The sequence below is a fragment of the Gelria sp. Kuro-4 genome (assembly GCF_019668485.1).
GTDB lineage: Bacteria > Bacillota > DTU030 > DUMP01 > DUMP01 > DUMP01.
This window is the reverse complement of sequence record NZ_AP024619.1, coordinates 553,894-575,891: the sequence shown is the minus strand read 5'-3', so window position 1 is coordinate 575,891 and position 21,998 is coordinate 553,894. Positions and strand designations below refer to the sequence as shown.

General features: G+C 65.8%; 24 protein-coding genes, 1 tRNA gene and 2 riboswitches. Of the genes, 7 read left to right on the top strand and 18 right to left on the bottom strand.

Annotated elements, in window-relative coordinates; translation table 11 throughout:
* Positions 1-2 precede the first annotated feature (2 nt).
* A complete protein-coding gene (locus K5554_RS03025; RefSeq protein WP_221039673.1) occupies positions 3-569 on the bottom strand; it encodes a methyltransferase in 567 nt (188 codons plus the stop codon).
* A 170-nt stretch (positions 570-739) separates the two neighbouring features.
* Positions 740-2,089: a TrpB-like pyridoxal phosphate-dependent enzyme gene (locus K5554_RS03020; RefSeq protein WP_221039672.1), complete on the bottom strand. Its 1,350-nt coding sequence runs from the start codon at positions 2,087-2,089 to the stop codon at positions 740-742.
* Between the two features lie 618 nt (positions 2,090-2,707).
* Here K5554_RS03020 and K5554_RS03015 point away from each other — a divergent pair.
* Positions 2,708-2,935, top strand: coding sequence for a hypothetical protein (locus K5554_RS03015; protein WP_221039671.1), 228 nt, complete (start codon positions 2,708-2,710; stop codon positions 2,933-2,935).
* A 6-nt stretch (positions 2,936-2,941) separates the two neighbouring features.
* A complete protein-coding gene (locus K5554_RS03010; protein ID WP_221039670.1) occupies positions 2,942-3,346 on the top strand; it encodes a type II toxin-antitoxin system death-on-curing family toxin in 405 nt (134 codons plus the stop codon).
* A 352-nt stretch (positions 3,347-3,698) separates the two neighbouring features.
* Here the strand turns inward: K5554_RS03010 and K5554_RS03005 are convergent.
* From K5554_RS03005 to K5554_RS02985, 5 genes are all read right to left on the bottom strand, one after another.
* Positions 3,699-3,792: transfer RNA gene (locus K5554_RS03005), tRNA-Sec, on the bottom strand.
* A gap of 45 nt (positions 3,793-3,837) precedes the next feature.
* Entirely contained in the window at positions 3,838-5,757 is a 1,920-nt protein-coding gene (selB, locus tag K5554_RS03000) for a selenocysteine-specific translation elongation factor (protein WP_221039669.1), read from the bottom strand.
* A gap of 42 nt (positions 5,758-5,799) precedes the next feature.
* A complete protein-coding gene (locus K5554_RS02995) occupies positions 5,800-6,180 on the bottom strand; it encodes a hypothetical protein (RefSeq protein WP_221039668.1) in 381 nt (126 codons plus the stop codon).
* Positions 6,181-6,183: 3 nt separating this feature from the next.
* Positions 6,184-7,611, bottom strand: a complete 1,428-nt coding sequence (gene selA / locus K5554_RS02990) for an L-seryl-tRNA(Sec) selenium transferase (protein WP_221039667.1) — start codon at positions 7,609-7,611, stop codon at positions 6,184-6,186.
* Between the two features lie 129 nt (positions 7,612-7,740).
* Positions 7,741-8,496 (bottom strand): fumarylacetoacetate hydrolase family protein, encoded by a 756-nt coding sequence (locus tag K5554_RS02985; protein ID WP_221039666.1) that lies wholly within the window; start codon positions 8,494-8,496, stop codon positions 7,741-7,743.
* A gap of 200 nt (positions 8,497-8,696) precedes the next feature.
* On the opposite strand from K5554_RS02985, the gene K5554_RS02980 reads away from it, so the two are divergent.
* Positions 8,697-9,062 carry an ATP-binding protein gene (locus tag K5554_RS02980; protein ID WP_221039665.1) on the top strand — a complete coding sequence of 122 codons (366 nt, stop codon included), beginning with the start codon at positions 8,697-8,699 and terminating at the stop codon, positions 9,060-9,062.
* On the opposite strand, the gene K5554_RS02975 is transcribed toward K5554_RS02980, so the two are convergent.
* Entirely contained in the window at positions 9,049-10,209 is a 1,161-nt protein-coding gene (locus K5554_RS02975) for a PQQ-binding-like beta-propeller repeat protein (RefSeq protein ID WP_221039664.1), read from the bottom strand. The genes K5554_RS02980 and K5554_RS02975 overlap by 14 nt on opposite strands.
* 248 nt (positions 10,210-10,457) lie before the next feature.
* On the opposite strand from K5554_RS02975, the gene K5554_RS02970 reads away from it, so the two are divergent.
* Positions 10,458-10,715, top strand: a complete 258-nt coding sequence (locus K5554_RS02970; protein WP_221039663.1) for a hypothetical protein — start codon at positions 10,458-10,460, stop codon at positions 10,713-10,715.
* 51 nt (positions 10,716-10,766) lie between these two features.
* Here K5554_RS02970 and K5554_RS02965 read toward each other — a convergent pair whose 3' ends face one another.
* Entirely contained in the window at positions 10,767-11,666 is a 900-nt protein-coding gene (locus K5554_RS02965; protein WP_221039662.1) for a DMT family transporter, read from the bottom strand.
* An 80-nt stretch (positions 11,667-11,746) separates the two neighbouring features.
* Between K5554_RS02965 and K5554_RS02960 the strand changes: the two genes are divergently transcribed.
* On the top strand, positions 11,747-11,902 hold the full coding sequence (locus K5554_RS02960) for a DUF1540 domain-containing protein (protein ID WP_221039661.1): 156 nt from the start codon (positions 11,747-11,749) through the stop codon (positions 11,900-11,902).
* A 101-nt stretch (positions 11,903-12,003) separates the two neighbouring features.
* Positions 12,004-12,288 (top strand): CC/Se motif family (seleno)protein, encoded by a 285-nt coding sequence (locus K5554_RS14555; protein WP_305038868.1) that lies wholly within the window; start codon positions 12,004-12,006, stop codon positions 12,286-12,288.
* A gap of 14 nt (positions 12,289-12,302) precedes the next feature.
* Here the strand turns inward: K5554_RS14555 and K5554_RS02950 are convergent, their stop codons facing one another.
* The 9 genes from K5554_RS02950 to K5554_RS02910 form a co-directional block, all read right to left on the bottom strand.
* Positions 12,303-13,151, bottom strand: a complete 849-nt coding sequence (locus K5554_RS02950; protein ID WP_221039659.1) for a helix-turn-helix domain-containing protein — start codon at positions 13,149-13,151, stop codon at positions 12,303-12,305.
* A gap of 408 nt (positions 13,152-13,559) precedes the next feature.
* Positions 13,560-14,702, bottom strand: a complete 1,143-nt coding sequence (gene grdD / locus K5554_RS02945) for a glycine/sarcosine/betaine reductase complex component C subunit alpha (RefSeq protein WP_221039658.1) — start codon at positions 14,700-14,702, stop codon at positions 13,560-13,562.
* Positions 14,703-14,713: 11 nt separating this feature from the next.
* On the bottom strand, positions 14,714-16,261 hold the full coding sequence (gene grdC / locus K5554_RS02940; protein WP_221039657.1) for a glycine/sarcosine/betaine reductase complex component C subunit beta: 1,548 nt from the start codon (positions 16,259-16,261) through the stop codon (positions 14,714-14,716).
* A 64-nt stretch (positions 16,262-16,325) separates the two neighbouring features.
* Entirely contained in the window at positions 16,326-17,642 is a 1,317-nt protein-coding gene (gene grdB / locus K5554_RS02935) for a glycine reductase complex selenoprotein B (RefSeq protein ID WP_221039656.1), read from the bottom strand.
* 15 nt (positions 17,643-17,657) lie between these two features.
* The gene (gene grdA / locus K5554_RS02930) at positions 17,658-18,125 is read right to left on the bottom strand and encodes a glycine/sarcosine/betaine reductase complex selenoprotein A (protein ID WP_221039655.1); all 468 of its coding nucleotides are present in this window, start codon (positions 18,123-18,125) and stop codon (positions 17,658-17,660) included.
* 138 nt (positions 18,126-18,263) lie between these two features.
* A complete protein-coding gene (locus K5554_RS02925) occupies positions 18,264-19,550 on the bottom strand; it encodes a glycine/sarcosine/betaine reductase component B subunit (protein WP_221039654.1) in 1,287 nt (428 codons plus the stop codon).
* A gap of 43 nt (positions 19,551-19,593) precedes the next feature.
* Entirely contained in the window at positions 19,594-19,926 is a 333-nt protein-coding gene (locus K5554_RS02920) for a co-chaperone YbbN (protein ID WP_221039653.1), read from the bottom strand.
* Between the two features lie 12 nt (positions 19,927-19,938).
* Complete coding sequence (gene trxB / locus K5554_RS02915; protein WP_221039652.1) at positions 19,939-20,859, bottom strand: thioredoxin-disulfide reductase; 921 nt, start codon at positions 20,857-20,859, stop codon at positions 19,939-19,941.
* 131 nt (positions 20,860-20,990) lie between these two features.
* Positions 20,991-21,374, bottom strand: coding sequence for a GrdX family protein (locus tag K5554_RS02910; RefSeq protein ID WP_221039651.1), 384 nt, complete (start codon positions 21,372-21,374; stop codon positions 20,991-20,993).
* 100 nt (positions 21,375-21,474) lie between these two features.
* Positions 21,475-21,575: riboswitch (glycine riboswitch) on the bottom strand.
* Positions 21,576-21,674: riboswitch (glycine riboswitch) on the bottom strand. It abuts the riboswitch before it with no gap.
* A gap of 182 nt (positions 21,675-21,856) precedes the next feature.
* Between K5554_RS02910 and K5554_RS02905 the strand changes: the two genes are divergently transcribed.
* A complete protein-coding gene (locus tag K5554_RS02905) occupies positions 21,857-21,997 on the top strand; it encodes a hypothetical protein (RefSeq protein ID WP_221039650.1) in 141 nt (46 codons plus the stop codon).
* Position 21,998: the final 1 nt, after the last annotated feature.

Genomic DNA, 21,998 nt, shown 5'->3' with positions numbered 1-21,998 from the left:
CCTTATTGCCACCGGGTGGCCCAAAAGCGCTGCAGGCTGGCAGCGGTGGGCAGGATAAACGGTGTTTCCGCCCGGTACGCGCCGTACTCCCGGAAGAGGCGGGGAAAAAGCACCCGGTCCTGCAACACGACATAGGCCAGGTTGGCCGGTACCCAGACGCCCGCCGCCCGAAGAAGAAGGAGCGAGCGGGAAGCCAAGAGGAGTCCGCCGAGCAAAGCCAGGTGGCCGATAAAACCAGGATGGCGTGAAAAAGCGTACGGGCCCGCACGCGTGAAGGCGGGGCCCGCCGGGTCCTGGTAGGTACGGGCAAGGGAAGGGAAGAGAAAGAGGCAATAGACAAGCCACCCTCCCCCCAGCAGGGCCAGTAGTGCCCCTATAACCCGCGGCCAGAGCGGCGCGGCCGGAAACGCCGCTTTCTCCCCCGCCCACGCTGCCGCAAAGATCGCCAGAGTGTGTAGGGCATACCCCAGAAAGGCTAGGCCGCCGCGGCTGGGAACGCGGTAAAGGGAGACGATATCATAAATAAAAAGCAACGCAAGACCGAACAGGCCCAAGAGTATTACTTGCATGTTTATTTATATTCGCCGCCTGGATCCTTTTTCCTCCTCCACCTCCAATTTTCTCCAATATTTGGGCGGTCGGTTCCAGCTCCCGCCCGCCGTAAGGGCACCTCTCCCCGGCGTGGAGGCACAGTAAAGGGGCGGGGTTTTCCCCCGCCCTGCGCGGCTCCTCTTGCGGATCAGGGCAGCTTGGCCAGGAGTTCCTGGAGTGTGGCGTCGTCCAGGCCGGAATCCTGCAGCTCACCGGCAAGGTAAGCATCGTAGGCGCTCAGGTCGAGGAAGCCGTGGCCGCTCAGGTTAAAGAGAATGGTCCGCGCTTCGCCCGCCTCCCGGGCCGCCAGGGCCTCGTCCACGGCGGCCCTTATGGCATGGGAAGACTCCGGCGCCGGGACGATGCCCTCCGCCCGGGCAAACAGCACCGCCGCTTCAAACACCGCCAGCTGCCCGTAGGCCTTGGCTTCAATTAAGCCGTCGTGCAGGAGCTGGCTCTCGATGGGCGAGGCGCCGTGGTAGCGGAGCCCGCCCGCGTGGATGCCCGGCGGCACAAAGTCGCTCCCCAGGGTGTACATCATCATGCGGGGCGTAAGGTGCGCTTCGTCCCCGAAGTCGTACGTGAACTTGCCCTTTGTCAGGCTGGGGCAGGCGGTCGGCTCCACCGCCAGGATGCGGGTGCGCTTGCCCGCCCGGATTTTGTCGCGCACGAAGGGCAGGGCAAGGCCGCAGAAGTTGCTGCCGCCCCCGCTGCAGGCGATGACCGTGTCCGGGTAGTGCCCGGCCTTTTCCAGCTGCTTCTGGGCCTCCAGGCCGATTATGGTCTGGTGAAGCACCACGTGGTTCAGTACGCTGCCCAGGGAGTAGTTGGTGTCGGGGTGCTGCACCGCGTCTTCCACCGCTTCGCTGATGGCGATGCCCAGGCTTCCCGGGGAATCCGGGTCCCGGGCCAGGACGGCGCGCCCGGACTCGGTCTTGTCGGTGGGGCTGGCGTAAACCTCCGCTCCGAAGATCTGCATCAGGGAGCGCCGGTAAGGCTTCTGCCGGTAGCTCACCTTTACCATGTAGACAGTACATTCAAGACCAAAGAAGCTGGCGGCCATGGCCAGGGCGGTGCCCCACTGTCCGGCGCCGGTTTCGGTGGCCAGGCGTTTGATGCCGGCCTGTTTGTTGTAGTACGCCTGGGGGATGGCGGTGTTGAGCTTGTGGCTGCCGGCGGGGCTGACGCCCTCGTACTTGTAATAAATCCGGGCCGGGGTGTCCAGGGCTTTTTCCAGCCGCCGGGCGCGCACAAGCGGCGAGGGCCGCCACAGGCGGTAGAGTTCACGCACCTCGTCGGGAATCTCGATGTCGGGCTCGCTCGCCATCTCCTGCTGAAGCAGCGCCTCGGGGAAGATCTTCTTGAGCTCGTCCGGGGCCATGATCTCACCCGTGCGCGGGTTAAGCGGCGGCTGCAGCGGGTTAGGCAGGTCGGCCTGGACGTTGTACCAGTGGGTGGGCAGCTCCTGTTCGCTGAGGAGTATCCTCACGTCTTCCATGCTAAAACTCCTCTCCTTTTCCATATCTTCCTGTGGATAAGCCGGTCAGGTTCGGACGGTCGGCGTCGGGTCGCTTACCTTTGACCCGACCCCATGGCAACTGGAACCGATGTCCCTAAGCGTAGGACCCGTTTGCCGTGGAACTGTGCCGCTCTTTCACGTCAATGGCGTCACCCCCTTGAAAAGAAAAGCATCCGCCCGGAAGGGACGGATGCTCACCGTGGTACCACCCTAATCGGCCCGGTGAACAAAAAAGCACGCTATCATTCAGGATAGTGTGCTTCTTGCCACCTCAATGGAAGGGCCGTCTTTACGGATACGGCGGTACTTAGACCGCGATATCCTGTCCGGGTAACGGCGGACGGCCGGATGCAGCTACTTAACCTTTCGGCTTTAGCAGCACCGCTCGGGGGCCCATTCACCTCGGCTTCCGGCGCCGCCTTCCCATCACCGGCGGCTCTCTTTGGCCTTCCGCCCAGGGTACTCTTCCCCTTCATCGCATTCCTGAGTATGCTGACTGTATTTTACCACAAGCTGCCGTCCCGGCGCAACCACCGATTGCAACCCCGGTTCTGCCGTGATACAATGTAAGTACAATAGGTTACAGGGGGTACACGTATGATCAAGACGTTAACCGCCCACGGCAACAGCGCTGCGTTGATTATTGACAAGCCGATTCTCGAACTCCTTGGCATAACCCTGGATACCCCGCTTAAGGTCAGCACCGACGGGAAGAGCCTGATTATTTCTCCCCTTCGGGATGCCGAACGGGAAGCCCGGTTCAAGACCATCCTTGAAAAGATCAACCGGGAACACGGTGCAACCCTGAGGAAACTGGCAGAATAACCGGCTATGGAGGACATCATTTTTCTCACCCTGGCCGAGGTCATTGAGGTCCACCAGGATCAAATCAACCGCTATGGTGGTGCGCCTGGAGTACGCGACTTTGCCTTGCTGGGATCCTCTCTGGCGATGCCGGAAGCCTCTTTTGGCGGCGCATACCTTCACATAGGCCTCTATGAAATGGCCGCGGCCTACGCGTTTCACCTGTCGCAAAACCATCCCTTCATTGACGGTAATAAACGTACCGCCCTCGCCTGCGCTTTACTGTTTCTCGAGTTTAACGGGGTGACCGTCAGTGACCCCGAAGGTAAGCTGTATGAGGCGATGATGCGCATCGCGGAAGGAAAAATGGACAAACACACGCTGGCGCTTGTCTTTCACCAGCTGGCCAATCGCCCGCCGATCCAGACATGACAAGCCCCCTTATGGTTTAGCGACCGTAAGGGGCTGCTGCTGATCACCGGCAGGAAACGCCAAATTGCCCTCTATTTAGCTTGGACACGCCTGAACCTGCCGATGCGGGGTGCAGAAGCACCCGCTCTCTGGCCGAGGGGCGTCGTGCCCGGGGAGGTCCCAGGAGAAGGGGTGCCGACCATGGCACCGTTAGTAGCCATCGTGCTGCTCCGGTCTCCTTATTGTGTACCGACAAAAAATAGCCTGCTTCTTGTGAAGCAGGGAAAGCCCAAAATCTGCCCCCGGGTCGTAATGCCCTCCAAGGGTGGGAAGCTTGCGGAGCTTCCTACCCTTATTTTGTCTTAAGCCTTCTTGGCGGGAGTGTGTGGGAATCGAACCCACCGCGGACGAACTCGCCCGCCGCCGGATTTGAAGTCCGGGCAAGCCACCAGGCCCAATCCACCCCCGTCTCCTTCCCGATTATAGCACCGGCGTCCTGATCAAGCAAGAAACTACGCAGGCGGGGCGGCGGGGCCGAGGATGCGCTTGTCGCCCACGCGGCGGGTGATGCGGCGGCCGTCCAGGTATTCCAGTAGAGGCAGGGCGTAGCGGCGGGAGGTGCCGAGCAGGTCGCGCAGCTCGGCCACGGTGATGGCGCCGCGCGCGCGGACGTGCTCCGCCACCCGGGCCACTGCCGCGGCAAAAGCGTCGCGGGTCAAGACCACGTCCTCGGCCACCTGGACCAGTTCGCCGCGCTCGAGGAGGGCGGCCAGGATCTCCGGTCCTTCCTTGCCGGCACCCAGCCGCTCCAGGATCTCCAGCGGGGCCGGCGGCTGGTAGGGGGCCGCCGCGAGGGCCGCTTTCAGCCCGTCCGCCAAAGCCGCCTGCGCAGGCGTAAAGCTCACTCGGTGGGCGGCAAGGCGGATGCGCTCCTCCTCCACCTTGAGGTGCGCCGCCGGCGGCAGGCGCAGCACCTCAGCCAACAGGCGGGCCGAAAGCTGGGGGAAGACGCGGGCGCGGATCTCTTCCAACGGCAGTCCCTGGCGCAGGGGGTGCTCCGCATGAAAGCGGGTGAGGATGGCCGTAGCCTCGTCCACAGCCCGCACCAAAGCCGCCCGGTCCAGATAGTAGGTGCTCCCTTCCAGCGTAAGGCTCACCGCCCGCTCGCCGTCCACGAGCTTCTTAAGGGCCGCCGCCGTCTCTTGCGGCCCCAGGCCGGCGGCCAGCGCCACTTCCTCGCTGGGTTGGGGCTTGAGGCCTGCGCGCTCCAGGGCGTGGGCTACAAGATCGAGCGGGTCGCCCTGTTCTTTTTGCGCCAGCTCGGCCAGCACGGCCGGGTCGAAGCGGCGCCGCCGGGGGGCCGCCGGCTCCAGGATGCTGCCACCGCCTACGGTGGTGGCCGGCGAGTAGGTGCGGATGACAAAGCGGTCACCCCGCTTCACGGCCACGGGTGCTTCCAGGCGCAGCTGTACGAAGGTGGACTCCCCTGGGGCCAGCTCGTCACTTGCCAGCAGGTAAACCCTCCCCAGCACCTCCACCGTCCCCGTATGGAGGCGGATGCGCTCCCGCTGTTTCAAGGGCCGCGGCGCGTGCGCCAAAAGGAGGAGCCGGGCGTCCACCTGCGTGGACGGGGTCAGGGAGCCGGGCGTCGCCACCACGGCGCCACGCTCCACCTCTTCCACACTGAGGCCGGCCAGGTTAAGCGCGACGCGCTGCCCGGCGTAGGCCGTCCCCGCCTTCTGGCCGTGCACCTCCACCTGGCGGATGCGGGTCGCCAGCCGGGCCGGAAAAACCTCGGCCCGCTCCCCGGCTTTGACCGTGCCAGAGAGGAGGGTGCCGGTGACCACCGTACCGAAACCGGCGATGGTAAAAACCCGGTCCACCGGTAGGCGGAACGGCCCGGTGTGTTCGCGTTCCGTCACCGTGTCGGTGGCCCGGTCGATGGCCGCCAACAGCTCCGGAATACCCTGACCGGTAACCGCCGAAACGGCATACATGGAGGCCTCCGCCAGGAAGGTGCCCTGCACCGCCGCCCGCACCTCCTCTTTTACCAGCTCCAGCCACTCGGCATCCACCAGGTCGACCTTGGTGAGCACAATGAGGCCGCTTTTCACGCCCAGGAGGCTCAGGATGTCCAGGTGTTCCCGGGTTTGCGGCATCACCCCTTCGTCCGCCGCCACCACCAGGAGCACCAGGTCGAAGCCGCCTACGCCCGCCAGCATGTGGCGGATAAAGCGCTCGTGGCCGGGGACGTCCACCACCCCGGCGCGACGGCCGCTGGGGAGGTCGAAGGGGGCGAACCCAAGCTCAATGGAAATGCCCCGCTCCTGTTCTTCTTTCAGGCGGTCAGTGTTGTGGCCGGTGAGGGCCCGGATGAGGGTGGTCTTGCCGTGGTCCACGTGCCCGGCCGTACCAATGATGATGTGCTTCAAGGGTATCGCTGCCTCCAACCAGGAAGGAGTTGAGGAACCGGCCTAGCCCCGGCGGTACCGGGCGAAGCGTGCGCCTTCACCTCTGCCCCGCTCGCTGAAGCTCAGGAAAAGCAGAAAAACCAAGGTAGCGATGATCCCCAGGTTGGGCGTGATCTTAAGGTAAAGCTCCACCGCCTGGTAGACCACAGCGGCCAAAAGGCCCAGGAGGGCGAACATAACGGTGTCGAAAAGCGCCTCCTCCAGGTAGGCGGCCGCCCGCTCCCGCCAAAAAAGGGCGAGGAGGAGGTCGCCGGCCAGGAGCGTCAGCGCAAACACCAGGGGCCCGGCCAGCCAGGGGCTGACGCGGGGCGCCAGTGCCTGAAAAAGTTGGAAGGAGCCGGGGCCCAAGAGGATGGCCTCGGTAAGGTAAACCCGCGCCGGCATGGTCTACTCCCCTCCGGCAGGGCTGCCCGCCGCGGCGGCCAAGGCGCTCACCAGGGCCGCCTCTTCCTCCGGGCGGACCGTCCGGAGGTCAAGGAGCAGGCGGTCGCCGCCGATCCGGCCGATGACCGGCAGCGGCCGGCGGCGCAGCCGTCCCGCCAGCTCGTCCGGCGAGTAAGTGCCGCTCGTCACGGCCACCAGGTGCGTGGGCAGGGCGCTCAAGGGCAGCGCACCGCCCCCCACCTCCGAGGTGCCCGGCTGCACGGTGGCCGTAAGCCCCTGCCCCAGGGCGTTGATCTTCCCGGCCAGGCGCTGGGCCCGCTCTTTGAGTTCGCCTTCGGCCCAGCTCAGGGCGCGCAGGGCGGGGATTTCCCGCCAGGCTCGCTCCGGCTCCCGGTACAGCCTAAGCGTCGCCTCCAGGGCCGCCAGGGTGAGTTTGCCCACGCGCAGCGCCCGGGCCAGGGGGTGGCGCTTGATGACGTCCAGGTAGCGCTTCCTGCCCACGATAATCCCGGCCTGCGGCCCGCCCAAGAGCTTGTCGCCGCTGAAGGTGACGATGTCCAGCCCCGCCGCCACGCTTTCCAGGGCGGTGGGCTCCTTTTCCAAACCGGCCCGGCTTAAGTCCACGAGCACGCCGCTCCCCAGGTCCTCCAGGGTGGGAAGGTTGTAGCGCGCCCCGAGGGCGGCCAGCTCCGCCCCGCTCACGCTGGCGGTAAAGCCGAGGATGCGGTAGTTGCTGGTGTGCACCTTGAGCAGCAGGGCCGTCTCCGGCCCGATGGCCGCCTCATAATCCCGGAGGTACACCTTGTTGGTGGTGCCCACCTCACGCAGCCGGCAGCCGCTCGCCTCCATCACCTCGGGGACGCGGAAGGAACCGCCGATTTCCACCAGTTGCCCGCGCGCCACCACCACCTCGCGGCCGGCCGCCAGCGCCGCCAGCGTGAGCAGCACGGCGGCAGCGTTGTTGTTCACCACCAGCGCGGCCTCGGCGCCGGTAAGCTCCGTGAGCAGGCCGGCACAGTGGCTGTGGCGCGAGCCACGCTCCCCTGTTTCCAGGTCGTACTCCAGGTTCGAGTAGCCGCGGGCGATCTCCGCCAGCGCCGCCCGGGCCGGCTCTGCCAGGGGGGCGCGCCCCAGGTTGGTGTGCAGCACCACGCCCGTGGCATTGATCACCGGGATAAGGTGGGGCCCCGCGGCCGCGCGCACGCGCGCCACCACCTGCGCCGCCAGCGCCGCCCTGCTGAAATCCGGCAGGTCGGCTTCGGGCGCGGCGCTCAGAATGAGGCGCCGTGCGGCGGCGGTTACGGCGCGGGCCGCTTCCACCACCAGGGCCCGCGGGTGTTCGGCCAGAAGGGCCGCTACCGGCGGTGCCTCAAGCAGGGCCTCCACCGCCGGGATGTTCCGGAGGGCTTGAGTTTGGCTCGGAGAAGGCATGCCCATTTCTCCTTTGACAAAGGTAAAAAGGTAATACGAACTTACTCGTATAGTATTTCCTCCCGGGGTAAAGAATTCCTGCCGGCCTTGCCGACGAAAAGGCCCCGCGCAGGGCGGGGCAGTTGTCCCTTACTTCACCGGATTCGTCAGACTGCCGATGCCGGCGATGGTCACCGTCATGACATCACCCGGCTTCACCGGCCCAATGCCCGGCGGGGTGCCGGTGGCGATGACGTCGCCGGGAACGAGGGTCATTACCTGGGAGATAAAGCTCACCAGCTGCGGTACCTTGAAGATCATGAAGCGGGTGCTGGAGTTCTGCTTAAGTACACCGTTTACCGTGAGCTTTATCGCCAGGTCGCCGGGGTCGAGTTCCGTCTCGATCCAGGGGCCTAGGGGGGCGAAGGTGTCATAAGACTTGGAACGTGTCCACTGCACGTCCTTGACCTGGAGATCGCGCGCTGTGACGTCATTGAGGCAGGTGTAGCCCAGGATATGCGCCGCCGCCTCCTCCGGCGAAGCAGCCTTCGTCCTGTCCCGAATCACCACCGCCAGCTCCGCCTCGTAGTCCACCCGGCCCACGCCCGCCGGGTACAGCACCGGCTCCTCCGGCCCCACCACCGCCGTAGGGGGCTTAAGAAAAAGCATGGGCTGCTCCGGCAGCGGCTGGCCCGTCTCGGCGGCGTGATCGGCATAGTTGAGACCCACCGCGACGATCTTACTGGGAACGCAGGGCGCCAGGAGCTGCACCGCGGCAAGCGGAATTTCTTCTTCCCGCACGCCGGTTTCCCCCTGAAAGGGGTCACCGGCGAGAAGACGCACCTTCTCCCCGGCCAGGATGCCATAGCTGACCTTTCCTTCCGCAAGAAACCGCACCAAGCGCATGCCTGTACCCTCCTCTGAAAGATTGGAGTGCACTTCTTTCCCCGCTCGTCTCGCCCTCCTCAGGCAGGGAAATGCCGGTGGTGAGACGTAAGCGTTTCTTCGCCTTAGGCGGGCGGAATTCCTTCCTGGTTCCAGCTGACAGCCGGTCTTGCCGCCCCGTCCAAACTGGAGTAGAATAGTCGGGAAAGGGGTGCATAGCATTGAAACGCAAGATCGTCCGCATCGACCAAGAAAAGTGTACCGGCTGCGGGCTCTGCGTCACGCCCTGCGCGGAAGGAGCCATCCAAATCGTGAACGGTAAGGCACGCCTTATACGCGAAGAGCTTTGCGATGGTGCCGGTTTCTGCCTGCCCATTTGCCCGCAGGGAGCGCTCATCATCGAAGAGCGGGAAGCGCCGGCTTTTGATGCCGCAGCCGCTGCGGCCCACCAGCGGCAAGCGGCGCCGGCGCCAACCTGCTTCCGCTGTAACGCCGGCGAAGCCGACCGCCCGCTCCTTCCAGTGCGCTGGCGGGGCGAAAGCCTCTGGGTGTGCACCCGCTGTCTCCCCGCCCTTATTCATGGCTAGCCTCCGGCCGCGGGGGTGTGATGAGGATGAGGCGCTGTCCCTCGGTGGCCACCACCACTTCGTCTCCCGCGGCCAGGGGGGCAAAGCCGGCGATGGGAGCCGGCGCCTCGTAGCACCACTGGAGCCGGCCTTCGCCATCCAGGGCGTAGACCAGGCGGGTGTCAGCTACCAGCACCGTCCCTCCCCGGCTGAAAAGGCCGCGGCAGGCGCCGCGCAGCCGCCGCTGCCAGGCCTTTTTCCCTTGGGAGGTAAAGAGCGTGAGGCGGGCCGGCGCGGCGCCCGAACCCCCCGCCTCCACGGCAAGCAGGCAGCCGTCTGCGGTAAAGGCCAGGTGGGAAACCGGGTTGGCAAGCTCTACCTCCCAGCCTGTTCCGACCTGTGGGAAGAACTTCAGCCGGCGGCCGCTCGCCGCCGCCATTCCCGCCGGGTGGTGGGCCACGGCTTGTATAACCTCTTCTTGTTCCCAGAGCGTGCGGGCGCTCCGGCCTTCGCGCGTCAGGGCAAGGAGGCGTGCGCCGCGCGGCGTGCTGCTGAGCCCTATGGTGCTGAGAAACCAACCCTCCCCGGCCGGCTCGATTTTAAGCGCCGAGGCGTTGCGGAGCACGTACTCACCCAACATGCTCCCATCGGGTGCATAAAAGCGTACCCTTTCCATCAGGTTGGCAGATCCTTCCGCGAGCGGGCCCTCCACTACCGCCGCCCGCCCGTCCGGGGCCAGGGTCAAGAGCTGGACCGGCCAATCGCTGTGGTCGGCCCAGGAGACCCCGTTTTTACCACCCCGTTTCACCACGCCTCCCCCCGGCGCGGCGAAGAGCACTTCGCGGCCGCCCGTCACCGCCGGAGGGCCCGCGCCGGCCTCCTCGCGCCAGAGCGCGCTACCCTCAACCGAGACGGCCACCAGCGTGCCTGCACTCTCCCGCAGCACTATCTGGCAGCCCAGGAGCGGCCCGCCCAGCCAAAGAGGCGCTTCCTGCGGCCCGCCTTGATACTCCCAGACGACGCCGGCCCGGGGGAGTGAGGCCGGCAGGCCGAGGGCCGGGGCGCTGAGCGAAAGGCTCTCGCCGCCCTGGCGCAGGAAAAGGAAGGGAAGAAGCAGGATGATAAAGAGGGCGGCCCAAAGGCCGCTGACATGCCTTTCGGAGGCCAAGGAGCTCACCTTCCGCGGGCGAAGACTGGGAGCAACGCCATGGGGCCCACGCTGCTGCAACTTAGTTTACAGATTCCCCATCCCAGTTCTTATTTCCTCCTTTTTCCATGGGTTGGGGAGAAGAATTTTCCACTGCGCAGGCCACCTCACCGGCCGCAGACGGCGTGCAGCGCCGTTCGCCTCCGTGCAGCGGGCAAAGGCGGCCGGGGCGGCCGCCTCCGGGTAGACGACGTGCACGCGGCTCTGGAATGAGTTCCTCCGCCAGGGCTCTGGGGGCACCCTTCCTGGTACTGGGCGCCGCCGTTCACCTGGTGCGCAGCATCCGTCGGCCCCTGGCTAGCGTACGGGAGCCCCTCTCCGCTGTGGCCGGCGGCGACCCGACGCACGAAGTGTTCCAGCAAAGCACCACAGCCGAGCCGGCCCAGCCGGCGGCCACAGCGAGAGGCCTCACTACCCTGGGCGAGGAGCTTGCGGCACGGGTTGCCGATTTCCACTTACCAGCATAACCGCTCTAGGATGGGCGCTCTTTTAACGCGGCTGCCGCTGTGAGACCCCGGTTATGAGGCTTTGGAGGCGCAGCGGTCTGCACCCTGCGGTGGAGGTGTCCCGGCCGGCACTGGTGCGGACAGGTAGACGGCAATCCCGCCGAACAGTACTGTCCCGGCCAGGAGTTGCCCGGGACGCGGCGCTTCGCCAAACAGCACAAAGGCCAGGAAGGCCGCCCCGACGGGCTCGCCGAGAATGGCCACGGTGACGGAGGTGGCCGGCAGGTAGGCCAGGGCCCAGTTGAAGACCGAGTGGCCGAAGAGTGTACACACCACAGCCAGACCGGCGAAGATGAGCCAGTCTGCCGCGCCGTAGGGACCAAGCGGCGTGCGCGCGGCCAGGGCCAAGACAAAGAGTACGCCTGCTGCCGTGCTGTACACCCAGAAGGTGTAGGTGAGGGTGGAAAGCGTACGCCTGAGCACCCGGCCCAGGAGAAAATAGGCGGCGACAAAAATGGCGCCGAGGAAGGCCAGGGCATCGCCATAAAGACCGGCCCCGCCGCCCCCGAAGTCGCCGGCGGCCAGGGCCGCGCCGCCGGCCAGCGCCAGGCCGATGCCCAGGACCTCCCGGCGCACCAGGCGCTCGCCCAAGAGGAGCCGAGAAGCCAGGGCGGCGATGACAGGCTGCAGGGTGACTAGGGCCACCGAGCTCACCACGCTGGTGTAGCGGAGCGAAGCGATCCACACGGCAAAGTGCAGGCCAAGAAAGAGCCCGGCCAAGGTCGCCAGCTGCCGGGCCCGCCGGTCCGGCAGGCGCCCAGGCCGGCCGCGCGCCAGTAAAAACGTTGCCGCCGCGGCGAACGCCAAGCGGTAGAAGGCGATGGCCAGCGGCGGGGCGGCGCTGAGTTTGATGAGCGGAGCGGCAAAGGAAACGGCAACAACGCCCAGAAGGAGGGCAAGCTGCGGTCGCACAGTACCGCCTCCTGCATACTTTCCCTCCCGGGTGGCACACTTGCTGAGGAACAGCCGTGTGCGCCGGGGAGGTGAAAGGTGTGACGGTGCAAAACGTCAAGTGCACGGTGTCCAACTGCGCCTACTGGCACAACGACGTCTGCCGGGCCGACGCCATCGAGGTGAACGTCGAAAACGGCGGCCGCCTGGGGCAGACCAGCAAGGACACCATCTGCGAAACCTTCAAGCCCCGCTGAGTTTCGACCCGGCTCTGCCGGGCCTTCTCTTTACAGCGAATAAAGCCTATAGTATAATTGAAATAGATCCTCTCCTCAGCGGGCATGGAAGGAGGGCCTATATGACAAAGGTGACCTTAACCCCGGAAGCCCGGGAGTACCTCAAGTCCAAGGGCAATACCGTGATCAGCATCCAGTACGAGCAGTGCGGCGGCTGAGGGGGCCCGATCGTTCGTCCTGCCGTGGTAGCAGGCGCACCGTACAGCCGTGAGGGTTACGAGCTAACCACCATCGACGGCATCGAGGTCTATGTAAGCACTGAGATCGAGGCCGGGCCGGAGGGCATGGTGGTGGACCTGGGCGGCTGGGGTCCATTCCGGTTCCTTACCCTGGAGGGGGCTGCGTAGCAGCCCCCTTTTCCCTATTCCTGTCCCTGGGTACCTTGCCTGGTTTCCGTCGCCGGCGCCGGCCCGGCTCCAGGCCGGTGGTGTGTCTTGTAAAGGTCGATGAAGGCGAGCAGGAAGCGCAGCTCCGCCGGCGAGCAGGTGCAGAGCCGCTCCAGTACCGCCTGTACGCTCCGGTCCGCCAGAAGCTCGCGCACGCACGGGCTGAGGCGGGCGTAGAGGGCCGCCGGGTCCTCTTCCCGGATAAGGTGGCACGGGGATACGCCCAGGCCGGCCGCCAGCCCCTCCAGCGTCGCCAAGGAAGGCTGCACCTCGCCCCGCTCCACCTGACCCACGAGCCCGGGTGAGACACCGGCCCGGGCCGCCAGCTCGGCCTGGCTCAGGCCCCGTTCCTCGCGCAGCTCTCGCAGGCGCAGGCCCAGGCCGGCCAGCGGCCCCCAAAGCTGGGCGAGCGTGGTGCCCAGGGCTTGGGCCAAGCGCTCCAGGGTGGTGAGCGCCGGGCCGGCCTGCCCGCGCTCGATTTCACTGAGGTAACTCGTGGTGATACCAGCTTTTTCCGCCAGGGCACTCAGCGTCAGCCCCTTTTCCTCCCGGAGGAGCCGCACGCGCTCCCCCGGCGCCAGGGCCGTATCCCGTGCTTCCGCCGCTATAAGATCGGCCGGGGCCAGGTTGAGGGCCGCAGCCAAGCGCCGCAGCACAGGAAGGGACGGCGACTTGCGCCCGTGTTCCACCTCGCTGAGGTAGGAGGAGGAAACCCGGGCCGCCGCCGCCAGGGCTGAGAGCGAAAGCCCGCGCGCCTCCCGCGCCGCCTTAAGCTTACGCCCGCAGACCGTCCGCCCCTTATCTCCGCCTGCCCTGCGTGCCATACTGCCCCTCCTCTGCCGGCTCCCGCACCGCCGGTCCACGTGACTTTCTTCCGGGCAATTCTACCTTGCAGCCCGGGATTCCTGCCGGAAACCACCTAAAGCTTACACGGCACACGAGATTATCGAAAGAAACGCAGCCACGGTCGCCACAGGGACAGGTCGAACATGGGGACAGGTCGGGCCCACACAGTCAGCCCCGAATTGCCGACCTGTCCCCCACTCCTACCCCCTGAATTGCCGACCTGTCCCCGCCCTCCCGAAGGCCCTAAAGCTTACACGGCACACCGGATTACCGAAAGAAACGCATCCAGGGTTGCCATGGGGACAGGTCGGGCCCACACAGTCAGCTCTGAATTGCCGACCTGTCCCCCACTCCTACCCCCTGAATTGCCGACCTGTCCCCACACCTTATATATATCCTCCCCCGCGCAACACGGCCACAGCCTTTTCTTTGTCTTCCGGCGCCACCAGGATCACCGGCCCTTCACAGCCCATGCCGGTCTCAGCATAGATGCCCTGCCGCCAGAGCTGCCGGGCGGCATCCTCGATGGCCAGCACGTCCACCCCGCCGATCTCCGCCCCGGTGGGCTTGGCCGGCGGCGGCTGCACTGCTCCCGCCTTTTCCTCGGCAGCCGCCGGCCTGGCCAAGCGGTCCTCGATGCCGGCCCGACGGGCCGCCTCCCACTCCGCCTGCATAAGGCGCGGCAGGCCGGCCGCCGCGCAGGCGGCGGCGAAGGCGATGGCCCCGGCGATCACCGGCGCCCCGGAGGCCCGGGAGACGATGCCCACGATACGGTCCCAGCCGGGACCCACCCCCGGGCCGTAGCCGTAGCCCAGCGCCTCGTAGCTGCCGCCGGTGCTGTAGGCGCTGAAGATCTTCATGAGGAGGTTCCCGGTTAAGGTGTCGCAGACCATGACGTCGGGGCTGGCGGCCAGAAGGTCGTTGCCGCGCATGATGGCGCCCTTTTCCGCCCGCACGGTTTCGGCGAAGGTGATGGGATAGCCGCGCTCCGCCAGCTCCTTAAGCTCCCGCTCCGCCTGGCGGGCGCCGTCCACGTTGAGGATGCCCAGGGTAGGCGTGTTGATACCCAGGGCCTTGGCCACCGCCAGGCCGTAGACGGCGTTTTTCAGCAGCGCCGGCACGCGTTCGGCCGCGCTGGCCCCGGTGGTGGTGGCAAGCAGCAGCGGTTTGCCCCGCGCCGGGGTGATGACGCGCCCCACGGTGGCCACCCCCACCGGGAAGGGGTAGTGCATGGTTACCGCCGCCGCCAGGCGCCCCTGGCTCAGGAGCTCCTCCATACGCCGGTGGGCTACGTCTTCGCAGTCGCACTCCTCCTGGGCCAGGGGTGAGTCCACCCGCGGGCCGATGAGGACCACCGCAAGGCTTGGATCCGCCTGGGCGGCAAGCTCCGCGCCGCGCACCACCTCGGCTACCCCGTGCTCGCTGCCCAGAGTGGTAACACCCACCGTCACCCGGCCGCCCATGCGACCCGTCTCGAGGGCAGCGGCCAGGTCGGTGAACAGTCGGGCAATGGCTGCTTTAGCGTCCATGGCGCTCCCCCCTAGCCCTCGCCGCCGGTGAGCTCGTCGGCTGCCCGGCGCAGGGCGGAGGCCACGAGCTTCCTGAGGGCCGCCTCGTCCACCACCGCCGCCTCTTCGCTCTTGCGCCCCGGATTCCTCTCCAGGAGGAAGGAGACCCCGTCGAAGAGGTTGGTCATGCGGCCTAAAAAGAGGCTGCCCTTGCCGATGATCATGGCCCGGGTGATCTTGCCGGCGAGGATCTGGTCACGGGCGTGACCGATGAAGGGCACGCCAGAGGGAATGTGCCCCTGGGTGGGAGCAAAACCGGGCATGCCGTGCCGGGCCACAAACTCGGCAATCGCGCTGCGCTCGATTTCTTTCCGCATCACCGCCAGGGCAGCGATCATCTTGAAGTTGGCGGTGGGGACGTCGCCGGCACCGGCCGGCTCGGTGATCTCCGGGATCTGCATCTCCACGGAGTACTTATCCACGTCGCTGAGCCTGAGGCCCAGGCGCTCCAGCGGGTCGGCCACCAGGGCCTGCATCACCGCCTGGGGCGAGGAGCCGGAGCCGATGTTGTGCTTGCCCAGGGAATCGCCGCGGATGACGGGATTCACCCCGTCGTTTTCCGCCACCAGGATGGCAAAGCCCCCCAGGACATCCTCCAGGACGGGCAGGCCCTTGGCCACATGGTCCCTGCCGTTCATCCCGAGTTTGGCCATGGCCCCGCCGCCCACCACCACCACGCTCTTGTAGAAGCCGGCCTTCACCAGGGCGGCCGCATGGATGAGGGCATGGGTGGGCCCGGCGCAGAAGCCGCGCGTGTCGGAGCCGGTGGCATTGAGGCAGCCGGCCCATTCCCCGATGGCCTTGGCGAAGTTACCGCCGCCCCGCTGGTTCATGTCGCCGCAGGCCTCTTCTGAGGCCTCAATGATGTAGTCCACCGCCTTGGGGTCCGTACCCGTTTGGGCGAGAAGGTGGCGCAGCACCAGTACCGCCGAGGCCTTGCTGGCCACGTTCTCGGCCATGACGTGCGCGGCCAGGGTGTCGTCCACCTCGTGCGCCTGGCGCACGCAGCCCACCAGGCGCCCGCCCAGGTAAAGTGGCGCAGCGCTCCCGGCCTGCACCCGGGCCGCGATGTCGGCGGCGGCTTTGCCGCTCCCCAGCTTCTTGAGGTCGGCCGGAGCGACGAGCGGGTTCTTCTCCAGCCGGACTTTGAGCTCCGCCAGGAACTTCTCGTCCAGCCAGACCAGGTCGAAGGTATCCACCAGGAGCATCCAGGCGTAGAACTCGTCCTCGGGGACAATTTCCCCGTAAGGCCCCGTCCGCGCCGGCTTAACCTTTTCGCCCTCGTACCAGGGGCGTGGGATGGCCGCCAGGTCGTCGGGGTGGAGGTTGCCGATGTAGGCCTGGAAGGGCGGATAGGCCAGGGCCTGTTCGTAGGTCCTGAGGTGCTCCTTCAGCTTGGCCAGGTAAGGTGACTCGGGGTCTTTGAGCCGCTCCAGGACCTGGGTGGTGCCGAACTCGTACGTGAGGTTGGGGACGTGAGCCAGGATGTACCCTGCGCCCTTTATTACGGCGTCGTCCATTGCTTCACCTCCGGCAAGCGGCGCGTGCCCTGGGCTAAACCAGGGCGCGCGCCAAGAAGAGTTCTTACTGTTCGAAAACCGTCTGCCCTTCGACCGGCGTCTCCAGGGCGCGGAGGGCCCGTTCGACCAGCCGGCGCCGCAGGGCCTTTTCCTCGTCCTGCGGGAGCTCGGGGTTGCCCAGCGGATGCGGAATGGCCACCGCCGGCACAATGCGGTTGGCGCCCACGGTGAGGGAGATCGGCACCACCGTGCAGACATGCACCACGGGCAGGCCGGCCCGCTCGATCTCTTTTACCATCGCTGCGCCGCAGCGAGTGCAGGTTCCTCAGGTGGAGGTGAGGATCACCGCATCGACCCCGGCTTCTTTCAGCTCCTTGGCGATGGCCGCGCCGTAGCGGGAGGCGTTGGCCACCGAGGTGCCGTTGCCCACCGTGGCGTAGTGGTAGTCATAGAGCTTGCCGATGCGGCCCCCGCGCTCCAGGTCCCGCATCACATCCAGCGGCAGCACCCGGTCCGGGTCGGCGTTGGCGTACGTGGGGTCGTAGCCGCCGTGGGCCGTCTGATGCGTCTCGGGCGTCAGGTCGTCCAGGCCCTTCAGGCTGTACTTACCGAACTTGGAGGCGCTAGAGGACTCGATGTGATCCGGGTTGCCCTTGGGTACGATGCCGCCGGAGGTAACGAGGGCGACGGTGGCGTGCGCCATGTCCTTCACCGGCGGGTTGGGCGGCACCCGGTCGAACTGGGGCATGGGAAGCTCTGTGGTGAACGGTTTCCCCTGGAGCTTGGCCACCAGCATCTCCACCGCCCGGGCGGCGCCGCTTTCTTCCGCGAAGAAGTTCTTGCGGATGCCGCGCGGGATGTACCCCTCTTCTTCCGGAGTACCAATGGCCGCGCCGCGCGCCAGCTTCAGGGCGAAGGCCGCCAGCTTGGGCAGCGCCTCGCGCATGCCGGCGGCAGAGTCGGCACTGGGCAGGATGTAGACGTCCTTTTTGTACAGGTCCACGCCCGGGTTCTCCGGGAACATGGCGGTGACGGCCGGGATGTGAAGCTCCTTGACCACGGCCTGGCACACCGCGCCGCAGGCCGTGCCGTAGCGGCCCGCGTTGAAGGCCGGGCCGGCCACCACCACATCGGGCTGGAACTTCTTGATGAGCTCGAGCACCGTGCGCGCGGCCTCGTCCAGGTGTTCGCCGAAGTAGCTGTCGCCGCAGATGACGGTGCCGACGATCTCAGCGTCCGCCCCCAGGGCGGCCTTCAGGCCCATCCCGGGGCCCACCGCACCCTCGCGCGCCTCGGGCGGGATGTTCGCCTTCTCCTCGCCGCCGATCTGCCCGAAGAACTGGTTCAGGTAGTGCACAACCCTGATCTTTCCCTGGGCCATAGTTCTCCCTCCCCCCTAAAGCTGGCTGTGTTCTTCCCGCATCTTCTTCACGGCCGCCGTTAAGGCCTCCACGTCGAGCACCATCTCCATCATGGCGACCTGCTCTTCGTAGACCTTGGGGTCAATCTGCTCTTTGATCTCCGCCTCCAGGATGTGATACACGGGGAGTCCCAACGGGACTCCGGCCAGTGGACCGGCGTAGGTGGGATCGCCTGCGGTGACGGTCTCCGCGGCGAGCTCGGCGCTGTCCGGGTCGGAGGAGCCCAGGATAACCACCAGCTCCTTGGGCCCGTACTTCTCGCCCAGCTCTTTGATCCGCGCCTGATTCTCCAGGTCCATGGTCCCGGCCGCCGTTCAGACGAAGCACTCGGTGGTTACGAAGGCGAGTTCCGCGCCGGCCGACTTCAGGCACTCCTCAATGGCCGGTCCGGGAACCCCGTCCCGGTCACCCAGGGCAATGACCTTCTTGCCCTTGAGCTCCATGTTTAAGCCTCCTTCCGCAAAATCCCCTTAAGCTTACACGGCACACCCCAGCACCGTGAGAAACGCATTCTCGGTTGCCCTGGGGACAGGTCGGGCCCTCAACATCAACCCCGAATTGCCGACCTGTCCCCACACCTATTAATACCCCCTCGCCCTTAGGTTGCTGTAGCCGAGCTCGCAGTTAACGCCGGTGATCACCTGCAGTTCGGCGGTGATGCTGCCGTCCGCATGCAGGGCCCCGGCGAATCCGCCGGCGATGACGTTGGCGGCGGCGGCATCGCCGATAACCTTTTTCATAGGCGGCAGGTCGATGAGCTCGTTGGCGTTGCCGGTGCTCACCACGGCATCAGCCTTGGCGCTCACGTCCGCCAGGGACTGGGAAGCGCCGTCGCGGCCGGCATACTCGTCGGTGATGAGCACGGTCTTAATACCGTAGTCCTCGAGCTTGTTGCAATTCATGATGAGGTCGGCGTCCGGGTTGCCGAAGCCCTCTTCGGTGACGATGGCGGCATCGGCGCCGACGAGGTGCGCCAGTTTGGCGGCGTAGCTGGAGGAGCGCTGCTTGTCGGCCAGCGTCACGTTCTCATTGGTAATAACGCAACCCAGGAAGCAGAGGTCCTTGCCGTGGCGCTTGTAGAGTTCGGCGATAACCGGGTTGTTGAGGTGGTGGTAGGTGGTGTTCTTGTCGCAGGCGGAAACGCAGTTGCCGCTGACAATGGCCCCGTCCATGGTCTCGTTGGGATGGATAAGGCTGGGCAGGGTACGCTTGGCGTCCACGCCGTAGACCCACGTGTCGTGCAGCAGCCCCTGGGACTGCAGCATATAGACGTAAAGCACCTTGGGGAGGCTCGGGTACTGCGCCGCCGTCTCCAGGTAGGAGCCCAGCTCGTACACCTCCACCGTCTCGGGCTCCAGGTTCTTGCCGGCCTCGCCCAGGTAGGCGGCCGCCTTGAGCCCGGCCAGCCGCACGGCGCGCTCGTGATCGTGCTGAGGCAGGCCGTCGATCGGCTGGATGCTCAGGACCACATTATACGTCTGGGAGAACGGGGTGTACCGGGCGCCGGGACCGGTCATATCGATGATGCCCTCCTGGAAGCCCACGATCTTCCCGGTGGTCACCACCGCGGCGCCCTTGAGGACGTGGGTGCGCCCGCTCCCGACCGTCTCCACCTTGCCGACGAACCCGGGAAAGATGCCGCCCGGCCCGCTCACTTTGCAGCGCGGCTCGATAACGTCCTTAACGGGGATGATGCGCACCTCTTCGCCCGGACGCGCCAGATCCACCGTACAGGACTTCAGGGTTTTGTCCTCTAGGACCAGGGCGGTAAGCTCGTCCTTGTTAACATACAAGGTGCCGCCTTCCACCTTGGTCTCTGGACCGAACGCCACGTTGCGGATGGTGATCTTACCTAGCTCCAAACGCATGTTGTGCAACCCTCCTCTCCGTTTTCGGTGACCGCCCCGGGCCTTACCCGGCCAGCTCATCGAGCTTGGCCTTGATGTTTTCCTTGGTGGCCTCGGGACCTGACAGTTGGGCTACCACCTCACCCCCTTTGTAGAAGAGGAATGTCGGCAGGGCCATCACCTTAAGTTCCACCACCAGGCGCCGGTTCTGGTTGCAGTTCACCTTGCAGAACTTAACGCGGCCGCTGTACTCCTGCGCCAGTTTCTCCACCTCGGGAAGGAGCGCCAGGCAGGGCGCGCAGCGCGGCCCCCAGAAATCCACCAGCACCGGCAGTTCGGCGCCTTTCACTTCCTCCTCGTACGTCTCCCGGGTAAGTTCAGTAACGAAATCGGACACAACCAGCCCTCCTCAGAAGTTTTCCTCGATGTAGCGCTCGGCGGCGACGGCGGCGGTGGCGCCGTCGCCCACCGCGGTGACCGCCTGGCGCAGGAGCTTCACCGTGACGTCGCCGGCGGCGAACACCCCGGGCACATTCGTTTCCATATTGGCCGTCACGGGGATGTAACCGCGCTCATCGAGGCGCACCTGGCCTTTGAGAAAGTCGGTGTTGGGCACCAGCCCGACGTAGATGAAGACGCCCTTTACGGGAAGGTCCTGGAGCGCGCCAGTCTTGACGTTCTTTACCCGCACGGCCTCCACCATATCGCTCCCTTTAACCTCGGCCACCACGCTGTTCCAGACAAACTCGATCTTCGGTTCGGCAAAGGCTTTGTCCTGGACCACCTTGGTGGCGCGCAGGGCGTCGCGCCGGTGGATCACATAGACGCGGCTGGCAAACTTGGTGAGAAAGAGCGCCTCGGTGATGGCCGAGTCGCCGCCGCCCACCACCGCCACCGGCAGGTCCTCGTAAAAGGCCCCGTCACAGGTAGCGCAGTAGGAAACGCCCCGGCCGGTGAACTCTGCTTCGCCCGGGCAGCCGAGCTTCTTGTGGGTGGCCCCGCTGGCGATGATGACCGCCTTGGCCGTGTACTCCCCTTCGCTGGTCAGCACCTTTTTCTCGCGCCCGCTGAAGTCCACGCCGGTAACCTGGGCCATGCGGAATTCCACCCCGAACTTTTTCGCCTGTTCCTCCATGCGCTCGGTGAGTTCGGGGCCGGTGGCCCCTTCCGGCGCCCCGGGGTAGTTCTCGATGAGGTCGGTGGTGGCGGCCTGCCCGCCCGCCAGCATCTGCTCGAGGAGCAGGGTCCTCAGTTTGGCGCGACCGGCGTAGAGGCCGGCCGTCAGGCCCGCCGGACCGCCCCCGATGATGAGTACGTCGTATGTACTCACAAACTTCCCTCCTTGCTCTTTCGGCGTCGGCTTAATCAGTCCGGTAACGAGTGCCGCGGCTTCCTGTCTCAATCGGGATCAGGTTTACCCTTCGTCCACCGTTTTATACCGCCGGCGGCCCCTACAGGCCGTCAGGGCGCGTCTCTTAGGCTCTCGAGCGCGCTCTCAAAGATGGACAGGTCCACCAGCGCATAGTCGGCCGCCACCTGGTCTGGGATGGTAAGGGCCCAGGCGGGCCTGGTTTTGGCCAGGGCCTCCGCGGCCGCCGCCATAAGCTCCAGCGACTCGAGGTCCACCGCCTGCTCCGGTGCAGCGGTGAGCACCACCGTTTTAAAGGGTATGCGCCCCGGTTTCAGGCTGCTGGCGAGAGGATGCGTGAGCAGGCGGTAACCCTGGTGGACCAAGTCGCGCGCGCGGCGAAACACCTCCTCTACACCTCCCTCCACCCGCACAAGGTTTAGGTGGGGGTATTTTTCTTTAACAGCGGGGTTATTGGTAACAGCGAGAAACTCCACGCCGGGGTCACTCCCTTTCGCGCGCCCGCACCCTTCGCCCGGGTTCGGTCCCTGGCTACCAAAAAAGACAGGAAGCAAGTCGCGAGGCTACCCCCGCTACTTACTCCCTGTCCTTTGGCCTGAGAGATTTCCTCGCCCGAGGTTACCCCTTCGGCGCCCGAGCCCGTGGCATCCTGCTGCTTATGGGTCTCTCCAGGGAACCTTCCCTGCGAGGTACTTGTACCTGAGAGGTTCAGCCGGGTAAGTAGCGCTACCGGCCTTGCTCCTTCGGCGCCTTGCGGACTCTCCCCCGCAGTTCATCCGGTATAAGTATTCCTTATTGTCCAAGCTTTGCCACCGGTTTCATTATACCATAGGACGGCGCCCTTGGCCAGGGGTTTGTTAGAAAAACGAGAAACGCCCAACGCCCTGCATAATTTCTTGTCCTTCTTCATATACTCCCTTTGACAGAACTGGGAAGGTTAGACAAGGGGGGCGAGAAGGTGCTAGGGCTGAAGGAGAAAAGCTGCCCGCTCTGCGGCAACAAGATCCTCGACCTCGACCTGCCTGGCGACGAAGGGGCCCTCTGCTACGCCTGTTACCGCAAACTGGCGGCCCGGGAGAAGCAGGCGCAGGAGGGCTGAG

Excerpts from the sequence above, each read along its gene's own strand:
- K5554_RS03025 (WP_221039673.1), bottom strand. The coding sequence starts at position 569 with ATGCAAGTAATACTCTTGGGCCTGTTCGGTCTTGCGTTGCTTTTTATT.
- K5554_RS03020 (WP_221039672.1), bottom strand. The coding sequence starts at position 2,089 with ATGGAAGACGTGAGGATACTCCTCAGCGAACAGGAGCTGCCCACCCAC.
- K5554_RS03015 (WP_221039671.1), top strand. The coding sequence starts at position 2,708 with ATGATCAAGACGTTAACCGCCCACGGCAACAGCGCTGCGTTGATTATT.
- K5554_RS03010 (WP_221039670.1), top strand. The coding sequence starts at position 2,942 with ATGGAGGACATCATTTTTCTCACCCTGGCCGAGGTCATTGAGGTCCAC.
- K5554_RS02995 (WP_221039668.1), bottom strand. The coding sequence starts at position 6,180 with ATGCCGGCGCGGGTTTACCTTACCGAGGCCATCCTCTTGGGCCCCGGC.
- selA (WP_221039667.1), bottom strand. The coding sequence starts at position 7,611 with ATGCCTTCTCCGAGCCAAACTCAAGCCCTCCGGAACATCCCGGCGGTG.
- K5554_RS02985 (WP_221039666.1), bottom strand. The coding sequence starts at position 8,496 with ATGCGCTTGGTGCGGTTTCTTGCGGAAGGAAAGGTCAGCTATGGCATC.
- K5554_RS02970 (WP_221039663.1), top strand. The coding sequence starts at position 10,458 with ATGAGTTCCTCCGCCAGGGCTCTGGGGGCACCCTTCCTGGTACTGGGC.
- K5554_RS02950 (WP_221039659.1), bottom strand. The coding sequence starts at position 13,151 with ATGGCACGCAGGGCAGGCGGAGATAAGGGGCGGACGGTCTGCGGGCGT.
- grdD (WP_221039658.1), bottom strand. The coding sequence starts at position 14,702 with ATGGACGCTAAAGCAGCCATTGCCCGACTGTTCACCGACCTGGCCGCT.
- grdC (WP_221039657.1), bottom strand. The coding sequence starts at position 16,261 with ATGGACGACGCCGTAATAAAGGGCGCAGGGTACATCCTGGCTCACGTC.
- K5554_RS02925 (WP_221039654.1), bottom strand. The coding sequence starts at position 19,550 with ATGCGTTTGGAGCTAGGTAAGATCACCATCCGCAACGTGGCGTTCGGT.